Consider the following 22,484-nt stretch of genomic DNA (forward strand, 5'->3'; position numbering starts at 1 on the left):
GCTATTTACCAGCCACTCGATTCTTACTGTTTTTATTTAGCCCAGCATACCTAGCAATTCTAAAGCCAATATCGTGAGCTCCTTTAGCGCCATAGTCGCGATAAGCCAACCTCAATTGAGGCAAGTGCCCTCTTGCCCAGCTTGCTCCTCTGACAACGTGAAACTCACCGTTATCCGGACCTAGAGGGTCTTTAGCTAAGCCAGAAGCGACTATCTCACTGTTTCCCTTTGCGGAGTACCAGTCATTGACCCATTCGGCTGCATTACCACCAATATCGTAAAGGCCTCGGTGATTTGCCGGAAATCTACCCACCGGGGAAGGCCCAGTGTAACCATCGCGATATCCGTCTAGCGTAAACGTGAGAACAGATTTTGCTTTCTCGTCGGCCAAATTCTCAACCTTGGTATTCGGAGGAACGGTTTTTTCTACCCCCCACGGATACGTTATAACGCCGTCGTTTTTATTGCGAGCCAACCACGACCATTCAACTTCAGTCAGTAAGCGATAACCATTAGCGTTAGGAATGTTTCCTGCAACGAACCCTGAGACAGTCTCATAAAATGGATCTAAACCTTCTCTCTTACTAAGCCAATTGCAGTATTGCGCTGCCTGTTGCCAACTGATATTCAGCGCGGGCACTTTATTCGCGTCAAGACTTTTTCCTTTGTAATTTCCGGCGTTGTGAGTGGCCTTAAACTGACGGAACTGTTTGTTAGTGGTTTCGTGTAGAGCAACGTAAAATGGCTTGGTAAGCTCAGCCTGATAAACGGCCTCATTTGCTCGACGACCATCTTCTCTGCGAGACGACCCAAGACGAACTTTACCAAGGTTTCTAAAGAGCTTCATTTCATGACCAGCTCGATTAGTATAGGTTTCAGGAATTTGTGCCCAGTAATGTTCTTCATTCGTCAACAACCTAAAGCTAACCAACTGTTTACTCGAACGTGTTGGTACAATTTCATTCGTCTGAGTCACGTAACCCGGCTTACGGACGCTTATCCTATGAGGCAAGCTATTCAACGCTAGATTTTGACTGCCTGTACCACGCCGCACACCATCAACAAAAACAACTGCGTCGGACGGCGCAACACTAATTTCAACCTTTATCAAATCGGCACTGAGTTTGAAATCGGCCTCTTTCACTTGATCTGGATTTAACGTGTATGACTCTTGGGCTAGCTGGTATCCGGCTTTATAGACCTTGAGCTTATGCTCTTTGCTAGGCTTAACGGCAATTGAGATTGGCGTAACTCCTTTAAACTCGTCATTTAAAATAACGGCGGCGCCACTGGGCGTTGAAGCCAACTTAATACGGCCATCGGCAGGAATTAACTCAATCTCTGGCGCTGTTATCACTTCTTGCGCGACCACACTTAACTCTTGCTCGTACGGTTTGTACCCCGATGATTCCAAAACCAAACTTCTTGTTCCTTCTTCTACACGAACCGTAGCTGGCGTAGTCGCTTTAATCACACCGTCTATCTTTATGTCTGCGCCAGAAGGAACGGTACTAAACTGGTATTCAGCCCAGGCGGGTTCAAGAGCTATGTCCATGGCTTGAGTTTCACCCTTACCACGAACAATCAAACTCTTGGTAAAAGGGCGATACAATTCTGCGTCAATCGTGAGTTCGTGCAAGCCGGCACTAACATCACTTAAAACTCCTGAAACCTTACCGGCCTCTATGCCGTCAATCATCGCCAAGGCGGTGACAGATTCGGGCAATGAAATATCCAACTTTCCAGGCAATCTCGTTAAGACAATTTCAAATTGTTGGTGTCGATCTCCCAATACATTAAGGTTTTGACTCAACGGTTTATAGCCTTCGGCACTCAGAGACACCTTGTGCTCGCCGGGCATGACCAACACTCTGTTACCCAGCGGCAACTTAATTCGACTGTGAATAGTCACTTTAGCCGGCTGTAACAGCAACTCTTCAGGATTGTTCAAATTAACGGTCACGGCAGTCACCTGAATGGACTTTGCGATGCTTATAAAGGAAATAAACCCCACGCAAATAAGTGCAACCCCCAATAGAAGGAAATGCGCTATGGTCGGCCTAAAGCGCGATACCTTTTCTTCACTCCCAGGCGCCTGAAAATCGGAAGGTTCGATCACATCGTGATCGGTGTTTTGCTGATCAATGATATTGCTACTGTCCGACATACGACTACCCTGCATCAGAGATGGGTTGATTACACGCAACGGTAAAACTCTTAACGCTAGATTCAGCGGGGGCTAACTCCAACTCTGTACGTGTATCGTGGTACCCCAATCTCGTGCCGATAAGCGTATACCGCCCGGGCTTTAGAGCCAGTTTTTTGGTATCAAACCTACCAAGATTAATCCTCTTCGCCCCCGCCTTCTTCAAACTCACCTGCGTTAACGAATCAGAATTGAATGACACTTTAATGGTGCTCTCAGCCTGCGTAAGTATTTTCTCCAAGGTGTTAATTTGTTTGGAAAGTAATGGACCTTTACTAGCGATTCCTCTAGCGTCAATTAATATGTCTTGTGCTCTTTGTTTCGCTGTTGCTCGACTCAGAGCCAACGGGTCGGCGAGAACAGTCTTCAAAGACTGATCTAACTCAAGCCTAGCCTGAGAACGAATTCGCCCTATCTTTGCGCTTACCTGGTTAGCATCTCTTTGCAACACGGTTTGGTAATTTGATAATGCGTTAGCCCATTGTTCACTTGACTCAAACCGTTTAGCGCCCTTTAGTAGAGACCCTAGAGAAGTACGTTTGTCCGACGCTAAGGACTGCCTAAGAGCATTCTTAGCCGTCTTGTCATTTGGTACCAACGCCAACGCACTGTTAAACGCTTGTCGAGCATTGGCGTAGCGATTAGAGAACAAGGCGTTGAATCCATTACTCATGGCAATTCGATAACGTTTGTCTGTTTCAAGTTCACTGGCTTTAGCCAGGCCCAGAATGGCAGGCTGGGCTCCACCATCAAGCGCTAACGCTTGCTGGTACTTCATTTTGGCTTGCTCGATATCGTTTAAATCATCACTGTTAACAAAGTCTTGTTCATCAAGTGCTGCGGCAGCGACAAGCGCCAACACCTCATCCAGAGTCTTCACTCGCTCTAGCCCCTGAAGCGCCGGAATATAGTTTTGGTCCAGCATCAACGCAGACCGAAATTGCTTTAAAGCCAAGTCAGATTTACCATCATTAATCGCCTTGATCCCCAGCGATACTCGTCGACTCAATTCATTTGGGATTAAGTCGTAGATTGATTCAAATGCACCCAGCGCCGATGAGTATTGGCGAATCGCTTGGGCGTAGTTTTTTTGTTTATATAACTCATCGCCTTCCTCTGCGGACTCAACGGCAGCTAAATATCGCTCATTACCCCAACTTTCGACGTTTTTTTCTTCCAACAATTTCTTTGTGTCTAATAACGACGCCAAAATATCTTGGGAATCGGCCCTGGCTTGCTCACGGCGTGACTCATCGAACGGAGCTGATGACTGTTCTTCATCCTGAGTCACGGATACTTTGGTCACCGTCCCCGCCGCACTGATTCGCGTGTTCGCCGCGCCGTCATTAGGCGCTGGTGTCAACAAGATAAACAATAGAGTTGCAACGCCAAGTAGTGCAAACACAAACACCATAAGATTAAACTGAGAGTGCCACCAAGAGGCACTACTGTGAACCTCAATGATTCCCCGACTACTGCCTGTTTTCGATGTTGTTTGGTAATTTGAGCGTTGTTGCTCACCCGGAGCATGAAAGTCTGCTGCTTCGATTGCCTGACCACTGGGCTGATTAAATTCCTCTACACTCATTACATCTCTTCAGTGATTGGCGATATCGACTCTGGATCATTGGCTTGGGCACCGCTGCCATCATTAAGCTCAGAATCCCCTTCATTTATCTCAAACATGCGTGAAAGAATTCGACGCCATTCTGTATATTGATCTTCTACGGTCCCGGTCAAGGTTACGCTTCTATCTTGAAGGTCAACCACACTGGGCTCCAACTCTAGCTCCAAAGACCGTCCCAATTCACGTAAGGTTTCACTGTGTTGCAATGCTTGGTCTGATTTCAAAAAGCTATTCGCAAACAGACGAGCCCCATAAGCAGATCCCGTTAGCCCTCCGATTCGTGTTGTTCGAGAACTGTTGCTATTCGCGACCACTAAGCCACTGGCAATCGCAACAACGCCAGCTATTTTCTCTCTTCTGGCCTGCTCTTTTAATTGGCGTGCGTAGAGAACTTCTTTATAGCTTAATTTGCGCCACTCTTGGTATGGAACCGACATCGTGTTATTGAATGCTCGATAGTAGTCCTGGATAACGTCCAAAAACAGATCATTACGAGCCCGAATACGATCAACACGCTTCATCACAGGGTCATCTTTCGCTGGAATTCTTACCAGAGAAAGTTTACCCAGTTCATCCTCCACAATGTATTGATCGAACGCTTCAGGCACAAAGTCTCGGGCAAACAGGACTTTTGCTGTGCTTCGAATATTCCTTAATTGCACAGGACTCAATGTTGCCCTAAAGTCAAACAAGTCATTCGCAATCCGATTGAATAGCGATTGAAAAGGATCGCCGGGCAGGTTCACTTCAGGGTTATAAGCATATTGACTGGCAATTTGCTCATACTCCTTTTCAAACCAGAGGTTTCCACCAGCATCATTTACCTGAATCAGCAGAGCAACACGTTCACCATTTGAATCATTTAAGCGGCCAGATATCACCACATCCATGATGGCATTTTCAGATGGGATAGCCCGCACCAGCCCCCAGGCATTGCTTTTATCTAGCGTTTTCTTAAGCTGGCTTGAATACCAAACAGCTTCGCTTTTCCGTACGTTTGCGTAAGCGGCTTGCTCATCATCAAGTTCATCCACGCCATGGTCGAACAACACGATTCCTACGTCTAAAAACAGCTCCTCTTCAATCTGAGCTTCTTCATCATCGGACAACTTATTCACCGCCACATTCACCGTCTCATGATACTCAAAAGTGGTACACCCACTTAAGACGGCTAACAAAAGAACGAACCATAAATAGTTTTTCAATGATCGTTTTTTAGCCTCTACATGAAGCCGGATGCTTTCATTATTCTGGTTATATTTAATCACTGCATTCGCACCATTCGTGTAATTCGACAAACGCTCTTTGAGAGGAAATCGCCTCCAGCCTAAACGCACTACAGACCCTTATAATTATAATACTCTTCCCACAATTTCTTCTTCAATTCAGGGTCGGTTTCAGCTTCAGCAGCCTCTCGAATTTGTCTCGCAACGATGTCATCGTTTTTGCGCAAATCTTCAATATCTGGTCGACCATCATCTTTAATTTCTTCCGCGTCTGAATCGGGGTCAGTGCCCTCACGTTCTTCCCCACCCTCTGAAGACGCACCGCCACCGCCACTGCTGGAGGAGCTCTTACCACTTTTACTGCTTGAACCCGAGCTGCTTGATGGAGCAGGCTTATTTTTACCTTTGGCGTTACCATCGTCTTCTTCATCATAGTCTTCGAATGCAACAACGCCACCCAACCCATCTTCGCCGGTGTTCTCATTAGCACGTTCTTCGGCGAAGGTTTTTTCACGCTCGATCTCTTCATCAAAGTCTCCTAGCGTTTCTTCGAGCTCTTTCTCTAATTCTTCTAGTTCTTTCTCACTTAAGCCGCCTTGTTGCTCAAACTCCGGTTGCTCAAACCCGTCCCCAGCATCTCCGTCACCCGGTTCCTCAAATGAAACGTCTCCTTCTCCATCGGATTCCGTTTCAGAACCTTCGTCTTCCCAGCCCTCAGGCGTTTCTTCCGAAGCATCGCCTTCGCCACCTTCTGATTCACCTTCTGATTCACCTTCTGATTCACCTTCTGATTCACCTTCTGATTCACCTTCTGATTCACCTTCTGATTCACCTTCTGATTCACCTTCTGATTCACCTTCTGATTCACCTTCTGATTCGGAATCAGATTCACTCTCACCACTCTCACCACTCTCACCACTCTCACCACTCTCACCACTCTCACCAGGCTTGGGCATTGAGGCATCTGGCATACTTGGCGCACTGGGCGTACTTGGTGTGGACGGAACACTTGGGACCGAGGGCGGTGACGGCAATGGTGAAGGCAGGCCAGAAGACCCACCACTAGGAAGAGGCATCGGCAGCGACGGGCCACTTGGAGTTGACGGTGATGGCTGCCCCGGTCCGGGCAAAAGTGACTGGGCACAGGATGTCAAACAAATAACAACACAGGCTATCAAACCCAGTTTAAGTGCAGACGCTTTAATTTTTTTGTACAGCGGAAATTGATTTCTATCGGTTGGAATCATTACTAACTCTAAGGTAATTCTGGGCCACGCGCTATTTCCTTGGGCCGCAAATGTAGACGGACATCGTACTTAAAATTTGGTGTTTTAACCATCGCGCCATTATCAATGGTGGGTCGAAAAATCAGTTTGCGTGACGTTCTCTTTGCACGAAAAACATAACGAGGATAAGGCGTTTCATCCGCTTTCGTGAGTATTTTTTTGACCCTTCCAAATTCATCAAGATTCATGGTTAAAGGCACGTAAACCGACTCTATATTCTTATCTAGCTGTGTACGACTGCCAGCATAGTTGAAATCAGGCAACTTTGATGGTTTGTCAAAACTCGACACCAACTCATGAGAGTCGTCTAGGTCAGCGGCTCGCACCCAAGCCATACTGTAATAGTTTGCGGCATCTTTAGAGCGACCAAACAATAACTGTAAATCCCCAAGGTCGCGCAGAGCACGCACTTGATGTTCAATGTCACCCTCTTTAGTTGCTCGATCTAAATATTTCTTCAAATTGCGTTGTGCACTTGAGACGAAGTTAGACCTAGAGAGAACAGTCGGCGACTTATCAAGATCCGCCATTGTCTTATACCTCGATTGATCAAAGAACGTTCGATTCAACTCAACACTGATCTGGAACTTAAAATAGTGCAATAATGCCAATTCTCCGTACGGGAGCATCATTTCTCTAAGCGGCTGATCACCATATCGTTTCATTGCATAAGTTAAGTAATGAATGCTCTTGTTGATGCGACTCAACGCGGCTTCCGTAATCTTAGGCCATGCTAAATAATGATCTATAAGCAAATTTGACAATCTTAAAACCAAATCATAACTATAGTCATCTTGATTATCAGGGTGCTTTTTCTCCAGCCAAATAATTTGTCGGAGATAACGCTCCATTTCATCCATCTGGCCTTTCGCGTCATAAAGATCAAACATCGCTCTTAAGACAGGCCTCTGTTCAATTGCATAGACGCCGTTATTTACTTTAACGAGATGCAACGCTCTCGCGTACATATCACGAGCCTCATCTATGCGTCCGGCTTGAGCGAGCAGCTTTCCATACGCCAAGTAAGCTTCACCTAGGTTCTCACTGAAGGCATCTTCCTCTTCTTCAATTTTTTGCACCAATGCGAACTGGCGTTTGAGACTTTCCCTCAGCGCTGGTGACAAATCAACGACTGGCAATACGTTGATTTCATCGACTTCTTTCGCAAGTTCTTGATCAACGGATATTTCATCAATCTCTTGGTCATCAATTAGTTGAGCTGAGCTTGAAGTTTCAACCATTAACTCACTTTCAATAGCTCTTAAATCAGCTTCTTCGAGATTTTCATCGAGACCCTCATCGAGACTCTCATCTATTTCTGGGTTTATACCTTCATCCGCCGCTAGGGGCAGCGTAGCAACCACTTCAGCAGCGCCTTCAATCGCTTGCGACGTCGCGTTTGTGGTCGAGCCATCTTCTGCGAACTCTTGATCACTAAATGACGTCATTTCTTCAGCACTGCCTGTGTTTTCCTGAGTCACAATTCCAGCTGTGACGTCGGCTTCCGAACCCCCTGTATCAGGGTCTATCACAACTGGTTTAGAAGCCATCTTTTTATCCGAGAGCTTCCAGGTCGAACTCGGCTTTTTGACTTCTGAGGACGTTGCTGAATGAGATAGGGATGCATAAAATGACAGACTAATTAGGATGAACAAATTGATACACGCGGCGGAACGCAGCGATTCTGAACGGCAACGGATATCACGAATATACCGCCGAGTTTTATCTGTCATGGATTTCATAGGCAAGATCATTTGTGTCACTTCCAACTTACCTTATTATTGACCGTGTCATGGAAAGTTTTAGCATTACCAAATGTTAACAAATATCGCGCATATTATTGATAGAAACCCATAAGTTGAGCTGATTTTGAGATTACGGAGACAAAATTAGCTCAATTTCTTAACGAAGATTAAGATGGAGACGCCACTGACTATCTACTGCGAACGACCAGATCCATTAAACCTCAGTGAGGATATCGCAATCGGCCGGATGTGATGAAAAACCCGAAATCAGGGGCAGAATAACGCATCCGTGTGGTGAAATTATCGAGTCAATTTCAGATCTAAAAGCTATTTTATTAATCTAGGTTCTATTTCCAAGTTAACGTTATAGCGTTCTAAAATATCCTTTTGAATAGACCTAGCAAACAGCTCAATCTCTTTCCCTGATTTTCGATTTGGGTTTATGAGAACCAAAGCCTGGTGCTGATGCACCGCAATTCCATTCAATTCTCGCCCCTTCCAACCTGCGTTTTCTATCAACCAGGCCGCCGCAAGTTTATACCCAGCAGCTTGCTCGAATGCCACCATGCTCGGATATGTTTTTATCAAAACCCGATACTGCTCTGCGTTAACAATTGGATTTTTAAAAAAGCTACCGGCATTAGGAATCTGTTCCGGGAGAGGGAGTTTTTCTGAGCGGATACTTACAATAGCGTCAAATACGTCGCGCAAGCTTGAATCAGAACCTAAGCGTTTCGTCAGAGCGGGATAATTCAGACACACCGCACCTTCTCGTTGCAGTTTAAACGTCACAGACAACACCACCTTATTACCTGACCAATCGCGTTTAAAGCGGCTTTCGCGATATGAAAACTCGCAATCTGCGTTATCAATAACGAGCACCTCATGCGTGACCGTATCAAGCAATTCTACACAACTGATAACGTCCTTTACCTCTACCCCATAAGCGCCAATATTTTGAATCGGGGCGGCACCCACACTCCCTGGAATCAACGCTAGGTTTTCGATTCCATACCACTGCTTTTCTACGCAGCTGGTAACAAACTGATGCCAATTTTCCCCAGCGGCGACCTTCACCGACACCGTTGCAAAAGAATCTGCGCGCAGAACCTCAATCCCTTTAATCTGATTGATGATCACGACACCATCGTAATCATCAACAAAAACAGTATTACTGCCTTCACCCAAGACCAAAAAAGGCCGCCCAGATTTCTGAGCTTTAGCGATAGCCGAGCTCATTTGTTGGCGAGAACATACCTTAATCAGCTTCCTGGCCTTTGCGGGCACGGCAAGAGAGTTATGTTGAGAAAGATCAACCCACCTATCACGATTTTGAACAGTATCTATCATGCCTATTAGCGTTGATCGAACTCAGCCAAAACGAAGATGCCTGCTCTTCTATGGCTACTTTTCTACTCGCCAGCCGCCTCTGCTTTTAATGCCTGGGCAGCAGGACTCAACCTAATATGCAAATCTCTTAATTGCGTTTTATCTACTCCGCTTGGGGCATCAGTAAGCAAACAAGACGCTTTCTGGGTTTTCGGGAACGCAATAACGTCTCTGATTGAATCAACCTTAGACATCATTGCTGTTATTCTATCCACACCAAATGCGATACCACCGTGTGGCGGAGCACCAAAACGCAATGCATCCAGTAAGAAACCAAACTTTTCTTCAGCTTCATCATCTCCAATCCCAAGCGCTTCGAATGCGAGCTTTTGCACATCAGTTTGATGAATACGAATAGAACCGCCACCAATCTCTGTGCCATTTAGTACCATGTCATAGGCACGAGACAGCACCTTGCCGGGGTCAGTTTTCAACTCATCCATCTGATCCACTTTAGGTGCTGTGAATGGATGATGCAATGACGTCCACCTGCCACTGTCCTCATCACGTTCAAACATTGGGAAATCGACAACCCACATAGGTGCCCATTCAGTCTGAACCATATCCAAATCATGCCCTACCTTAACGCGCAGTGCTGCCAAGGCATCATTAACGATTTTCGCTTTATCCGCGCCAAAAAAGATCAAATCGCCATTTTCGGCCCCTGTGCGCTCAATCACGCCCGCCAAGGCGTCGTCAGAAAGATTCTTAACGATCGGAGACTGCAAGCCTTCACGCCCAGTACTTATGTCATTTACTTTAATGTAAGCCAAGCCTCGAGCACCGTAATTGCCTACAAAATCAGCATACCCGTCGATCTCCTTGCGACTGAGCTTTTGAGACCCGCCAGGAATGCGCAACGCGGCAACACGACCATCTTCAGAATTAGCCGGTGCTGCGAACACTTTAAAACCAGAGTCGACCATTAAATCTGTTACGGAAACTAATTTTAGAGGGATGCGCAGGTCAGGGCGGTCAATACCATATTGTTCAACGGCATCGGCGTACGTCATTTGCGGAAACTCAGCGTCTAATTCAATACCCATCGTTGACTTGAACAGACCTCGAATCATACCTTCCATCATGGCCATGATTTGATCTTCATTCATGAACGAGGTTTCGATATCGAGCTGAGTGAATTCTGGCTGCCTATCGGCACGCAAGTCTTCATCACGAAAGCAGCGAGCTATTTGATAGTAGCGCTCAAAACCAGCGACCATCAGCAATTGCTTAAAAAGCTGAGGCGACTGAGGAAGCGCAAAAAAGTCACCTTGATGCACACGACTAGGAACTAAATAATCTCGTGCACCTTCTGGTGTCGATTTAGTTAAAATTGGTGTTTCGATATCCACGAAACTTTCGGCCTCAAGAAAATCTCGGAAGTATTTGGTGACACTGCTACGCAACCGAAAAATTCTTTGCATCGGTTCGCGCCTAAGGTCTAAATATCGATAACGTAAACGAACAGCTTCGCTCACGTCGTCCTCGTCGAGCTGAAAAGGAATCGGGTCTGCTCTGTTTAACACAACCATCTCAGTTGCATATACTTCAACCATGCCGGTAGGCATGTCTGGATTTGTGGTGCCTTCAGGTCTTGGACGGACTCTGGCCGTAATTTGCAATACGTGTTCGTTTCGTACAGTCTCAGCTAATTTAAAAGCCTCCACTGCATCTGGGTCGACAACCACTTGCAACAGACCAGAGGCATCGCGTAGGTCAATAAAGATAACACCACCGTGATCACGGCGGCGATGAGCCCAACCTGAAACTGTAACGGTTTGATCGATCAGGCTTTCATTTACTTGGCCACAGTTGTGGCTGCGCATTGCATTCATTTTTTAACTCTTTTAGCGTTTTGCTTTTCTTTTGCTCTAATTTCAGCCGCTACTTTCTCGGCCTCAATTGGATCATCCAAAGGATTAACGACACCTGCGGACAGAATCATTTTCAAACCAACTTCAACCGGAATATCTAGGCGCTTAATATCGCTTGATGGCACCATTAAATAATAACCCGACGTAGGGTTTGGTGTGGTTGGCACATATATGTTTATCAATTCTAAATTGATAACTTGCTTGAATTTTTTAGGCGTTTCACCAGTCACAAATGCCAACATCCACATACCTCGACGCGGATACTCTACCAGCACCACTTCTCTGAACGATTGGCTGGCATCTGAAAACAAGCTCTGTGTTATTTGTTTAACCGCGCCATACACCGTTCTGACTAAAGGAATCCTCGACAGCAAAGCTTCCCAGCCAGCAACCAGCTTTCGCCCTAGAAAATTGGCCACAATCAGCCCAGTTACCATCAACAAGATCAATGCCAAGATGAGGCCCAAACCGGGAATTTTGAACCCTATTAGCGTTTCCGGACGATAAGCTTCCGGAATCAGAAGTAGACTGCGATCAATCAGATTTATTGAAAACGACAGAACAACGAAGGTGCACACTAAAGGCACCCAAACTAACAGGCCTGCTACTAAATACTTGCGTAGACGATTCATTTTATTCGGCTTCGCCCAAAGGGCTTAATTACTGGCGGCCGTGCTGTTTCCACCAGAGTCCGACTTTGTGGAACTTTCCGTAGTTGCCTTAGGCTTCTTTCCGGAATTCTTAAAATCGGTCTCGTACCAACCAGTGCCCTTTAGCTTGAAAGCCGCGGCAGTTACTTGTTTACGTAACGCCGGATTTTTACACTCAGGGCAATCGGTTAACTTTGGATCGCTCATCTTTTGTAGAGCTTCCATTTGGTGGCCACAATCGGCACATTGATATTGGTAAATCGGCATAGTTAAAACCGGTTTATAAGAGTCAGACAATCATCGCAAAACGAAAAAGTTATCTCATGAGTTAAGACGCATAAACCAAAAAAAGGGTTTACGCAGTGCAAAAATACGGCGAATCAGGCCAAAAACCCTATTATTAAGATTAAAAGGCGCGAAATTATACCTTTATCGACCCGCTATCGTCATGTTTTCAACAACAATTGATCCGCATTCTGTGTTTCCACGACAATCATAATCATTCCCAATTGCCACAATATTGCGATACATGTCTAATAAATTGCCTGCAATGGTAATTTCTTCAACAGGATATTGAAGTTGGCCATTTTCTATCCAAAAACCAGCGGCCCCTCTTGAGTAATCACCGGTCACCATATTGATTCCAGAACCAATCAGTTCAGTAACCAACAAACCCGTCCCCATTTGAGTCAATAGATCGTCAAAACTTTGCCCAGTGTTTGAAACCGTTACGTTGCGTACGCCTCCGGCATTGGCCGTACTTTTCAAGCCAAGCTTACGAGCAGTGTAAGACCCCAGTACGTAGCTTTGCAAAACTCCGTCATCCACCAATGCACGATATTCAGGGGTTGCAACGCCTTCACCGTCATACATAGCGCTATTAGCGCCGCCTATCTTATGAGGGTTCTCCGCAATGGTTACAAAATCCGGCAGCACTCGTTCATTTATCTTATCCAGCATGAAACTGGCTTGTTTATATATTGCGCCACCCTTAATTGCCCCTAAAAGGTGGCTGACTAAACTCTTCGCCATCATGGGCTCCAAAATAACCGTGGCTTGAGTGCTGTCTATTTGCCGTGAGCCAAGACGCTGTAAGGTGCGCTTTGCCGCTTTTAGGCCTATGGATTCTGGGCTTTCAAGATTTGCTGGATTACGGTCGCTATCATACCAATAGTCTCGCTGCATTCCAGCATCATCGGCGCCAATCACAGAACAGGAAACCGAATGCTGACTGCCAGTACTTTCACGTAGAAAACCATGCGAATTAGCGTAGACAGCACTGCCTGTGTAGGAACTGACCGATGCTCCCTCGGAATTTGTAATACGATCATCAACACCCAATGCGGCAGCTTCGCATTGCAACGCAATATCGACCATGCCGCTCATATCAAGATTCCAATCGTGATGAAGCTCAAGGTCTTTTTCTTCCGTGGCCATCATGTCTTTGTCAGCCAAACCAAGACAATCATCGGAGCCCGTGTATCTAGCAATCGATATTGCGGCATCCACAGACGATTTGATACCAGCTTCACTCATGTCAGCGCTGCTTGCAGAGCCCGTTTTATGGTCTTTATATACACTGACAACTAGCTGCGCATCATTGTGCTTTTCAACCGTTTCCAATTCTTGTTGACGTGCTGTGATTGATACGCCGATGCCTTGGTGTAACGCCACTTCCGACTGGTGCATGCCCTGATCTTTTGCGTAGTCTAAGGCAATTTCGGCCGCACGCTTTAAATTTATCTGGCTCATAAACTGACTCCTCCTACGGTTAGTGCATCCATCTTTAGAGTGGGCTGCCCCACACCTACTGGCACACTTTGCCCATCTTTACCGCACACTCCCACACCAGAATCCAACGCCATGTCGTTCCCCACCATACTGATGGTCTGCATCGCCTCAGGTCCATTGCCAATCAAGGTCGCGCCTTTAACAGGGCGCGTCACTTTACCGTCTTCGATTAAATAAGCTTCGCTTGATGAAAACACAAACTTACCAGACGTAATATCAACTTGTCCGCCACCAAAATTAACCGCATAAATGCCGTTCTTTACTGACTTTATAATTTCATCAGGCTCATAGTTACCATTGTGCATATACGTGTTAGTCATGCGCGGCATTGGTAAATGAGCAAACGATTCACGACGGCCATTCCCTGTCACACCCATCCCCATAAGACGAGCATTATGCTCGTCTTGCATATAGCCTTTCAAAATGCCATTTTCAATCAAAACTGTGTTCTGTGTTTCATTACCTTCATCATCGACAGACAAGGAGCCTCTGCGATCAGCAATCGTTCCGTCATCGACCACAGTGCATTGATCGGAGGCCACTTTCTCTCCAATCCGCCCAGAGAAGGCCGATGTTCCCTTGCGGTTAAAATCACCCTCAAGCCCATGGCCGACTGCCTCATGAAGCAAGATGCCAGGCCACCCTGCCCCTAAAACAACCTCCATCGTACCTGCGGGAGAATCAATAGCGTCCAGACTTACCAATGCCTGCCTGACCGCTTCATGCGCATAATGTTTAATAATGTCTTCGGAGAAGTAGTCTAGACCATGGCGGCCTCCACCACCCATTGAACCACGCTCTCGCTTACCCTCTTTTTCAACGATGACAGAGATATTCAAGCGCACCAACGGACGTACATCAGGTATTTGACGTCCATCGCTGGTGACAATTAACACCACTTCGTAGACCGATGATAAATTTGCCATTACTTCTTTTACACTACTATCGTGTGCACGGGCCAACTGGTCGGCCAAATGCAAAATAGCCACCTTTTCCTGAGCCGGCATTGCCGCGACAGGATCAATTGAACCGTACAATGAAGAAACGGCTTGTGTACGAAATGTCTGACTAGCATAAGCGTCCTGACCTTGACGACCTACTGCACTAACAACGTCCGCTGCGGTGGCTATGGCGGCGGAATTTAGGTCTTCACTGTAAGCAAAGGCGGTCTTTTCGCCACAAACCGATCGCAAGCCCACGCCTTGATCTATGTTAAAACTTCCTGTTTTAACCATACCCTCATCTAAAGACCAAGACTCGTGTTTAGAATATTGAAAGTACATATCAGCAAAGTCACACCCATTTACATTGGTTAGCTTATGCATGATGGCATTTAGGTTTTCAGTACTTAAACCAGTCGGCTCAAGCAAGGTTGCCTGGGCAACTGACAGATGTTGTTCGTTCATTAATTCCAACCAAAGGTCAACAATTCAAAAGAGGTCGACCAATTGCTCCTTGAACATTTGGTCGATATACGAGCCGTTCAGCATTCTATACCAAACGCTTATGTGTCATAACGGGAAAGGTTTTTCTTAGCCGCTCTGCATGATTTAAGTCTAAATCAGCATAAAGCAAGCCTGTTGCGGAAGGTTCTTTCGCTAGGACACTACCCCAAGGGTCGATTATCATTGAGTGGCCCCATGTTTGACGTCCATTTTCATGCACTCCAACCTGAGCCGCGGCAAGCACATAGGCCTGATTTTCGATTGCTCTTGCTCTAAGAAGACACTCCCAGTGAGCGCTACCGGTCTGATAAGTAAACGCCGCTGGCACCGTAATGATATCCACACCGGAATTGGAAAAATGCCGATACAGTTCAGGGAATCTCAAATCATAACAAATTGAAGGCCCTAATCGCACTGTGTTTGACCCTATTTTAAGGTTTCTGGGTGAAACCTGACTCTCGTTCAATGCTCCCGCACAATAAGAGTCCGACTCACGATACGTTTGCGTACTTGATTCGTCTTCCTTATCCACTACATCAACATCAAATAAGTGCAATTTGTCATACTCAAAGCGCACCCCTTCGGGCGTCACAATCAAGCATCTAGCGAAAGGCCTGCTGTTTTTTCCAGCAACAATCGGCAATGAACCAGCTACGATAACAATGTTTAGCCGTTTGGCTAACGCGACTAGGTATTGCTGAACCTTTCCAACACCATCATCTTCCGCTCTAAGAGAACGTTGATTCTCTGGCATTTGAGAAAAATTTTCCGGCAACACCAATAAATCAATGGGAACTGAACTTTCTAAATTTGAGGTTATAAACGCTAGATTTTGCTCAACGCTGGACGTTGAACTCATCTGCATGCAAGCCACTCTAATGGTTCGGTTAACGGTCATTGGGGTAGCTGACTTGATTGCTGCACTTCAGGCTCATCACCTTTTTTATCTTTTGACTTAATCGGCATTCCTTCAGAGTTTATCTCAACCATCTCAAAGTCTTCCCAGGTACCCTTGGCCTGATAACTCTTAAAACTAGATCGACGCATATCGTCTTTAAAAATCTGCGACGTCAAAAACACAACCGCGCCCGCCGTGGGGTTAGCCAAGGCACTCAGTAAGGTAAGATTCCCGCCCAATTCTGGAGAAATATGCACATCCATATCAATAAGCTCGTTATACAAGTCCAATTTACCTTCCATTCTGACAAAAACGGCCGGCGTTAAGATAAATGCGTCCTGAAGAATGGCTTCGCCATTTGAAATAATACCTCTGTATCGCATTCGATCAAACTGCAAACCGCTGGCAAACACATCTCTAAAATCAAACACAAGCCTTCGCGCAATCGCGTTGAAGTTCAACAAGCCAAGTAATTTACCACCACCGGGAGCTACTTGAACCAACTCACCGTCTTTCAAAAACAAATCATAGGTGCCATCAAGCCTAGAATAATCGAACTCGTGCGGAGCACCTCGCCAAGACACCGTGCCACCGACGGATCCTCGCCCTTTTCGAATATAACCATCGAAATCCATTTCCGTGAGTGCGCCTTCAGCTTCATCGATGGTAGTACTAAAATCAAATAAAGATACCGAGTCCGTTGCCGCGCTATTCACCCACTTACCCGCCGCCGAGGTGCGAATCCCATTATGAACCAAAGTAAACTTGTCAATTGTCCACTCAGTGCCGATGGGTCGTCCAATAAAATTCAAAGCCCCCATGCTTCGTCCATCCATTCTCAAATTGTCGATAGTGATATCAATGGCTGGATACTCTTTCGGCTGTAAGCTTGGATCAATTGGCTCAACCTTTGGTCGTTCACTACCGTAAGGCCCAATAACCAACTTTTGCAGGCTTAAGGAATAGCGACCTATTTCCGATCTCGGACTCAACTCCATCGTGCCAAGCACATTATCTCCGGATAACTCCCCATTCCAAGATAAGCCATCCTTGGTTACCATTGAAGCGCGAAATGCCCCAAACGGTCGCCCCATCGATTTAGCCGCATCTGTGCGCAATGTTACCGTTCTCATTGCGTCAAGAAAGTCTGTGTTTTGCGTTTTTAAAATGGGTTCATAACTCGCTAAATCTATGACCGAATCAAGCAAGGCATCCAAATCTAGAGTGGGGTGATCAATACGAAAGTTTACGCCCTGAGGCAATGGCAGATTTTCAATCTCCCCAAGTTGAATTAGTGCTCGATCAAACAGGCTTGTCGATTGATCAGGTGTCTGTTTTTTATTCGCTTGAAACTCAGCCTTCATGAGGCTAGCGTATTCAACAGTCATTCTTTGAGCAGGCTCATCGCCTTCGACGGTCTTGCCTCCCAAGTTCATTGATAGCGAAAAAGACGCAGGGTTTTCAGCGGGTTTTCTAAGCGGTTCGGGAGCGTCTACTTCGATGCCAATTAAATCAGAGCCACCATTAATTTGCAGGTTGCCCCCGTTAATATCTAGGGTGCCTTGCCAATCGGCTTGCCCTTTAAACAAAGTCAACAAATGTTCTCCCACCCAAGGTGTTAACTCCGATAGAAAAGCTTGACCTTTGCCCCTCAATTGCATTTTGGGAGGTTGCGTTTGAGCAGTCGTTATGAGTGTGGCCGCAACAGGGCCGCCCAAAAACGACGCGGTAATATCATCTGAAGAAACTGTGCGCTCAGTAAAATTAACAGAGCCATTTAGTAACGTTAAAGGCACACCTTCAGGCAGGATAAGCTGGCCATTTTTTACTTTAGACTTACCTCTAACCGCCAAATTCGATATGTCCGAAATGGGTAAATCCAACTCGACCTCAATGTCTACCCGCCCAGCGATGGGTTCTACCGGCAAAACATCTGGACGGTCTTTAACTGGTATCAGAGGGCCTTGAAATAAAAATTTCATGCCTTTGTCAAGAGTTGTGCTGGTTTTCCCGTGGAGCTTCAAAAGTATGTCGCGAGAAAATATTCTTTCTATTGTCAGAGTGGCATCAGTAACTTCATCGCCATTAAGCCATAACTCGCTAGGGTTGATGGTGAGAAAGTCGTTTTCCAGCCGAGCTACGCCCTTACCACGCTCAGCTGGTGGCCAATCGAATTTTGGTGCGTAATCAATTTTAGCCGAGTCAAAATCGGCAGAGACTACCAATTGTGCCCCACCATCCTTTATCGCTGTAGGCGTTAGCTCACCTCGATAGCTAGCCCGGCCTTCTTGGAGACGTCCTTGTTGGAAAGCAACCTCCAGCCAGCTTCTGAAGCTCTGTAATTTTTTAATCTTAGGCAGATAGGCAACCAATTTACTCGTGTCTTCCACCTCAAAACGAGCATTAGCAATTAGGCTTAAAGGCTCAGGCGTCGACGTACCTCCGGTATCTATCACGGCTCCATCTTGATAGCTCAAATTTTCAATCGATTCGACGGTAAACAACTGTCCCAAACTATCCACTTCTTGCTGCGCTCTATCAAACACCATCGAAGCGTTAATATCATAAATCGATAATGCTGGATCAATTAGCTTTCCACCCTCTAAGCTTATTTCAAATTCTCCAAGGTCATTTCGACGCCAAGAAAAGTCTCCTTGGGCACTTTCTATTGGAAAGCTACTCTCATAGAGTTTCGTCCACTCAAACTCTGAATTGACGGCTGTAAATTTGAAACTGCCACTCGTCTTGTTTACTGAAAGCTCACCGTTCAGATTGGTCAAGGCTGGCAACGAATCTAATGACTTAAAGTCCACATCAGTCGCTGAGGCTCTTAAAGACCAGTCTTGTATGTTTGTTAAAGCGCCATCAAAAGTAAACTCAACATCATGCAACAAACCAGACACATCCGCGTCAAGTATCCAACGCGCTTTGTCAGCCAAACCGCTTAACGCTAAAAACTCTCTGATTCGCTCTACGTTTAACCTGGCTAAGCGAAACTGACCATGTCCGTTCTTAACTTGAAAAGACAAGTCTCCTGGCTCGAGCATCCGACCCGTCACCCCGCTCAAAAGATCAATTTGGGCATCCCAATCTTTAGACGACAATAAGTCTCCTTGAGCTAACGCGTTAACGGTCACCGTTCCTTTTGGAGCTTTGATCGTAGCTTTTGCGTTTCGTGATTGCTGACTGCGCTCGTAGACAAACGAAATATCAGTGTATCTCTGCACTGTTCCATCCGACTTTCGCCATCGAATATCACCATTATGCCAAGCGGCGCTTTCTTGATTGAGCAACCAAGACAACAGGCGAATTCGATCAACCCCACGACGGCTAGATTTGCCTAGGGTAATGCCCGCGATTTGCAATTTATTATTGGGCAGCGTCACAACTTCCAAACTGGGCCTTTCGACCGCAAACTCGGTAAATCGAGGCCAAAATGTGAACAGTGACACCGGACTGACGACAACGGATGCGCTTTCAAAGGATAAGGCCGCTTCGGTGGGGTCATCACCCGCGACGTGAAGGTTTTGAATACGCAGGCTTGGCTCCCAGTCCAGCCATTTTGTTTCCAACTTTTCGATGGTAACTGGTCGCCCAAACAAACCCGTCAGATTCTCTTCAATGAGACCTTTATGACGTTCTGCAAACCCAAAATAGACGGCAAGCGCAACCCAGCATAGTATGTAAAATAGGGTTATGAAGCCGAGGATTTTTGCTAGGATTTTCAATTCTACGACAACCCTAAACTAGCACTATCTCGTAATCTTGTTGTAAAAAATGTGTGTCGACTTGCAGACTGATCGGCCTGTCAATAAATTCTTGCAGATCAGCCAAGCTACTGGCTTCTTCGTCGAGCAATAAATCAACCACATCCGGTGATGCAACGATCGTATAAGATTGTGCTTTAAACTGACGATCTTCTCTAATCACTTCTCTGAGAATTTCATAACAAACAGTTTGCACCGTTTTAACCATGCCACGACCAGAGCAAGTTGGACACGTCTCGCACATGGTATGCTCCAAACTCTCTCGAGTTCGCTTACGCGTAATTTCCACCAATCCCAGTGGCGATATATCGGTTATATTTATTTTAACTCGATCTCGTGCAATCGCTGTTTCCAAAGCGGCTAGTACTTGTTTTTTATGCTTACGGCTCTGCATATCAATAAAGTCGACAATAATAATGCCGCCTAAATTTCTCAGCCTCATTTGGTGTGCAATTTCGGTGGCCGCCTCTAAGTTAGTCTTAAATAACGTCTCCTCTAAATTACGCCTCCCAACGTAGCTACCTGTATTAACATCGATGGTGGTCATGGCTTCAGTTTGATCAATGATCATGTCTCCACCTGACTTAAGCATGACTTTACGCTTCATCGCGTTTTCAATTTCCTGCTCGACCGAGTAGAGCCCAAAAAGTGGTTGCTCACCAGGGTAGTATTGCAGTAAGTCTGCAGCTTCGGGCACAAATTCTTTCGCAAACCCGACCGCTTTATCGAAAGTTTCCCTAGAATCGACGCGAATCATTTCAAGGTTTTCATCAACCAGATCCCGCATAGTCCTTAGCGCCAATGGAACGTCCTCATGCACCATTGATGCCGGCTTTGCGGTCTTCATTTCGGTCGATACGTATTCCCATAGGCGTTGTTGAAAAAGAATGTCATGGGAAATATCTTCGGCGCTTGCAGACTCGGCGAGCGTACGAATTATGAAACCGCCTTTTAAGTTCTGTTGATCGATTATCTCCTGAACGATCCCTCGTAGCCTATCTCTTTCCTCAGCGCTTTCTATTTTCTGCGAAATTCCAATGTCTTCTCCACGAGGCAAATACACTAAATGCCGAGACGGCATACTTAATTCTGTTGTTAGTCGCGCTCCCTTCGACCCAATCGGGTCTTTCAATGCTTGTACAAATACCGAGACACCCTCGCGAACCAGATCTTGTATTGGTGGAATGTCTTTAATCGGTTCTCCGTTAAATGCTGGGTCGTTTCGGGCGATATCTGCAGCGTGCAGAAACCCGTTTTTTTCCAAGCCAATATCAACAAAGGCTGCCTGCATTCCGGGTAGCACGCGCACGACTTTGCCTTTATAAATATTCCCTACAATCCCTCTAGATAAGGTTCGCTCTAGGTGCAGTTCTTGCACTAGGCCGTTCTCAATTACAGCCACACGAGTTTCTCGAGGTGTAACGTTGATTAGAATTTCTTCTTTACTAGCCATGCAAAACCTATTCTTTACCCGTCATACAAAAGACCCGTGCAAACCCAAATTCGATATTACAACCAATTTAGGTTAATTTCGGTAAGGAGCTGATTCACTTCTCTCAAAGGAAGGCCCACCACATTACTATAACTACCACTAATTTGCTTAACCCAAGCTGAAGCAAACCCCTGAATTGCGTACGCTCCAGCCTTATCAGCCGGCTCTCCGGTGTCCCAGTAACGAATCATCTGGGTTTCCGTCACTCTGCCAAACTCTACGTCAGTCATACTCAGCTTTAGCTGAGGCTTAGCATCTCGTAATAAACACACGGCCGTCATGACTTGATGCTTATTGGCGCTTAAGGCCGACCAAATCCTCTTTGCGTGATCAAGGTCAGCGGGCTTTCCAAAAACACTACCGCCCTGCACGACAATGGTGTCAGCGGCCAATACGGCCTGATGATCACTCACATTCAGATCGGTAGCAGCTTGTTGAGCTTTCTGCCGCGCTAGACGAACAACGTAATCTTCTGGCGCTTCACTGTCATTGCGCGTTTCATCAATGTCAGCGCTGTGAACCGAGAATGCCACACCCATTGCCGCCAATAGTTCTCGCCGACGTGGTGACGCTGATGCGAGTATGAGGCTTGTACTAGATAATTCCATTCAGTCACCCCGGTGGTATGGGAGGTTTGCGTTAATACTCCAAGCACGATAGAGCTGCTCAGCCAACATAACCCTAACCACAGGATGAGCAAATGTCATCGCGGAAAGAGACCATTTTGTCGAGACTGTGGTCAAAAACTCGGGCGCTATGCCCTCTGGCCCACCAATCATAATGGCGACATCCTGGCTTTCATCGATCCAGGTTTGCAAGTGAACAGCGAGATCTTCAGTGCTGATGTGCTTTCCTTTGCGATCTAAAGCGATGGTAAACGCTCCTTTAGGTACGGCGTCTTGCAGTGCAATCGCTTCATCGCGCAGAATGCGAGACGTGTCTGCGTTTTTGCCTCTTTTTTTCGCTTGAATTTCGATCAAATCAAGCGCACAAAGATTGGGCATCCGCTGAGCGTACTCTTGATACCCAGTTTCTACCCACTTTGGCATCTTTGTGCCAACCGCCAATAACTTAATACGCATTGAGTG

17 protein-coding genes are annotated in these 22,484 nt (G+C 46.1%); 1 reads left to right on the forward strand and 16 read right to left on the reverse strand.

Translation table 11 applies throughout. The features are described 5' to 3' along the window. Position 1: 1 nt before the first annotated feature. From ABWW54_RS02035 to ABWW54_RS02050, 4 genes are all read right to left on the reverse strand, one after another. Positions 2-2,167 carry a PEGA domain-containing protein gene (locus ABWW54_RS02035; protein WP_353409588.1) on the reverse strand — a complete coding sequence of 722 codons (2,166 nt, stop codon included), beginning with the start codon at positions 2,165-2,167 and terminating at the stop codon, positions 2-4. A 4-nt stretch (positions 2,168-2,171) separates the two neighbouring features. Continuing rightward, positions 2,172-3,794, reverse strand: coding sequence for a hypothetical protein (locus ABWW54_RS02040; RefSeq protein ID WP_353409590.1), 1,623 nt, complete (start codon positions 3,792-3,794; stop codon positions 2,172-2,174). Next, positions 3,794-5,101 carry a hypothetical protein gene (locus ABWW54_RS02045; protein ID WP_353409592.1) on the reverse strand — a complete coding sequence of 436 codons (1,308 nt, stop codon included), beginning with the start codon at positions 5,099-5,101 and terminating at the stop codon, positions 3,794-3,796. Before ABWW54_RS02045 ends, ABWW54_RS02040 begins: the two co-directional genes overlap by 1 nt. 68 nt (positions 5,102-5,169) lie before the next feature. Then, on the reverse strand, positions 5,170-6,015 hold the full coding sequence (locus ABWW54_RS02050; protein WP_353409594.1) for a hypothetical protein: 846 nt from the start codon (positions 6,013-6,015) through the stop codon (positions 5,170-5,172). Between ABWW54_RS02050 and ABWW54_RS02055 the strand changes: the two genes are divergently transcribed. Beyond that, positions 6,008-6,286, forward strand: a complete 279-nt coding sequence (locus ABWW54_RS02055) for a hypothetical protein (RefSeq protein WP_353409596.1) — start codon at positions 6,008-6,010, stop codon at positions 6,284-6,286. The two genes, ABWW54_RS02050 and ABWW54_RS02055, sit on opposite strands and share 8 nt — an antisense overlap. Positions 6,287-6,314: 28 nt before the next feature. Here ABWW54_RS02055 and ABWW54_RS02060 read toward each other — a convergent pair whose 3' ends face one another. The 12 genes from ABWW54_RS02060 to rlmH all read right to left on the reverse strand — a co-directional run bounded on the left by ABWW54_RS02060 (position 6,315) and on the right by rlmH (position 22,478). Next, a complete protein-coding gene (locus ABWW54_RS02060) occupies positions 6,315-8,087 on the reverse strand; it encodes a tetratricopeptide repeat protein (protein ID WP_353409598.1) in 1,773 nt (590 codons plus the stop codon). 330 nt (positions 8,088-8,417) lie between these two features. Then, positions 8,418-9,440 (reverse strand): UDP-N-acetylmuramate dehydrogenase, encoded by a 1,023-nt coding sequence (gene murB / locus ABWW54_RS02065; protein ID WP_353409600.1) that lies wholly within the window; start codon positions 9,438-9,440, stop codon positions 8,418-8,420. A gap of 62 nt (positions 9,441-9,502) precedes the next feature. Further along, positions 9,503-11,305: an aspartate--tRNA ligase gene (gene aspS, locus ABWW54_RS02070; protein ID WP_353410372.1), complete on the reverse strand. Its 1,803-nt coding sequence runs from the start codon at positions 11,303-11,305 to the stop codon at positions 9,503-9,505. Between the two features lie 5 nt (positions 11,306-11,310). Continuing rightward, positions 11,311-11,985 carry a DUF502 domain-containing protein gene (locus ABWW54_RS02075; protein WP_353409602.1) on the reverse strand — a complete coding sequence of 225 codons (675 nt, stop codon included), beginning with the start codon at positions 11,983-11,985 and terminating at the stop codon, positions 11,311-11,313. A 24-nt stretch (positions 11,986-12,009) separates the two neighbouring features. Beyond that, positions 12,010-12,270, reverse strand: a complete 261-nt coding sequence (locus ABWW54_RS02080) for an FmdB family zinc ribbon protein (RefSeq protein ID WP_353409604.1) — start codon at positions 12,268-12,270, stop codon at positions 12,010-12,012. A 162-nt stretch (positions 12,271-12,432) separates the two neighbouring features. After that, positions 12,433-13,755, reverse strand: coding sequence for a metalloprotease PmbA (gene pmbA, locus ABWW54_RS02085; protein ID WP_353409606.1), 1,323 nt, complete (start codon positions 13,753-13,755; stop codon positions 12,433-12,435). Continuing rightward, a complete protein-coding gene (tldD, locus tag ABWW54_RS02090) occupies positions 13,752-15,200 on the reverse strand; it encodes a metalloprotease TldD (protein WP_353409608.1) in 1,449 nt (482 codons plus the stop codon). Before tldD ends, pmbA begins: the two co-directional genes overlap by 4 nt. A gap of 85 nt (positions 15,201-15,285) precedes the next feature. Continuing rightward, a complete protein-coding gene (locus tag ABWW54_RS02095) occupies positions 15,286-16,137 on the reverse strand; it encodes a carbon-nitrogen hydrolase family protein (protein ID WP_353409610.1) in 852 nt (283 codons plus the stop codon). Then, entirely contained in the window at positions 16,134-19,865 is a 3,732-nt protein-coding gene (locus tag ABWW54_RS02100; RefSeq protein ID WP_353409612.1) for a YhdP family phospholipid transporter, read from the reverse strand. Before ABWW54_RS02100 ends, ABWW54_RS02095 begins: the two co-directional genes overlap by 4 nt. Positions 19,866-19,878: 13 nt before the next feature. Then, positions 19,879-21,357, reverse strand: a complete 1,479-nt coding sequence (gene rng / locus ABWW54_RS02105; RefSeq protein ID WP_353409614.1) for a ribonuclease G — start codon at positions 21,355-21,357, stop codon at positions 19,879-19,881. Positions 21,358-21,413: 56 nt separating this feature from the next. Then, complete coding sequence (locus tag ABWW54_RS02110; RefSeq protein WP_353409616.1) at positions 21,414-22,004, reverse strand: Maf family protein; 591 nt, start codon at positions 22,002-22,004, stop codon at positions 21,414-21,416. Beyond that, positions 22,005-22,478 carry a 23S rRNA (pseudouridine(1915)-N(3))-methyltransferase RlmH gene (gene rlmH, locus ABWW54_RS02115; RefSeq protein ID WP_353409618.1) on the reverse strand — a complete coding sequence of 158 codons (474 nt, stop codon included), beginning with the start codon at positions 22,476-22,478 and terminating at the stop codon, positions 22,005-22,007. It lies immediately after the preceding gene. Positions 22,479-22,484 lie beyond the last annotated feature (6 nt).

The organism is Arenicella sp. 4NH20-0111 (assembly GCF_040366405.1).
Lineage (GTDB): Bacteria > Pseudomonadota > Gammaproteobacteria > Arenicellales > Arenicellaceae > Arenicella.

Coding starts and splice junctions, on each gene's coding strand:
- ABWW54_RS02035 (WP_353409588.1), bottom strand. CDS start 2,167: ATGTCGGACAGTAGCAATATCATTGATCAGCAAAACACCGATCACGAT.
- ABWW54_RS02040 (WP_353409590.1), bottom strand. CDS start 3,794: ATGAGTGTAGAGGAATTTAATCAGCCCAGTGGTCAGGCAATCGAAGCA.
- ABWW54_RS02050 (WP_353409594.1), bottom strand. CDS start 6,015: ATGCCCAAGCCTGGTGAGAGTGGTGAGAGTGGTGAGAGTGGTGAGAGT.
- ABWW54_RS02060 (WP_353409598.1), bottom strand. CDS start 8,087: ATGAAATCCATGACAGATAAAACTCGGCGGTATATTCGTGATATCCGT.
- murB (WP_353409600.1), bottom strand. CDS start 9,440: ATGATAGATACTGTTCAAAATCGTGATAGGTGGGTTGATCTTTCTCAA.
- aspS (WP_353410372.1), bottom strand. CDS start 11,305: ATGCGCAGCCACAACTGTGGCCAAGTAAATGAAAGCCTGATCGATCAA.
- ABWW54_RS02075 (WP_353409602.1), bottom strand. CDS start 11,985: ATGAATCGTCTACGCAAGTATTTAGTAGCAGGCCTGTTAGTTTGGGTG.
- ABWW54_RS02080 (WP_353409604.1), bottom strand. CDS start 12,270: ATGCCGATTTACCAATATCAATGTGCCGATTGTGGCCACCAAATGGAA.
- pmbA (WP_353409606.1), bottom strand. CDS start 13,755: ATGAGCCAGATAAATTTAAAGCGTGCGGCCGAAATTGCCTTAGACTAC.
- tldD (WP_353409608.1), bottom strand. CDS start 15,200: ATGAACGAACAACATCTGTCAGTTGCCCAGGCAACCTTGCTTGAGCCG.
- ABWW54_RS02095 (WP_353409610.1), bottom strand. CDS start 16,137: ATGACCGTTAACCGAACCATTAGAGTGGCTTGCATGCAGATGAGTTCA.
- rng (WP_353409614.1), bottom strand. CDS start 21,357: ATGGCTAGTAAAGAAGAAATTCTAATCAACGTTACACCTCGAGAAACT.
- ABWW54_RS02110 (WP_353409616.1), bottom strand. CDS start 22,004: ATGGAATTATCTAGTACAAGCCTCATACTCGCATCAGCGTCACCACGT.
- rlmH (WP_353409618.1), bottom strand. CDS start 22,478: ATGCGTATTAAGTTATTGGCGGTTGGCACAAAGATGCCAAAGTGGGTA.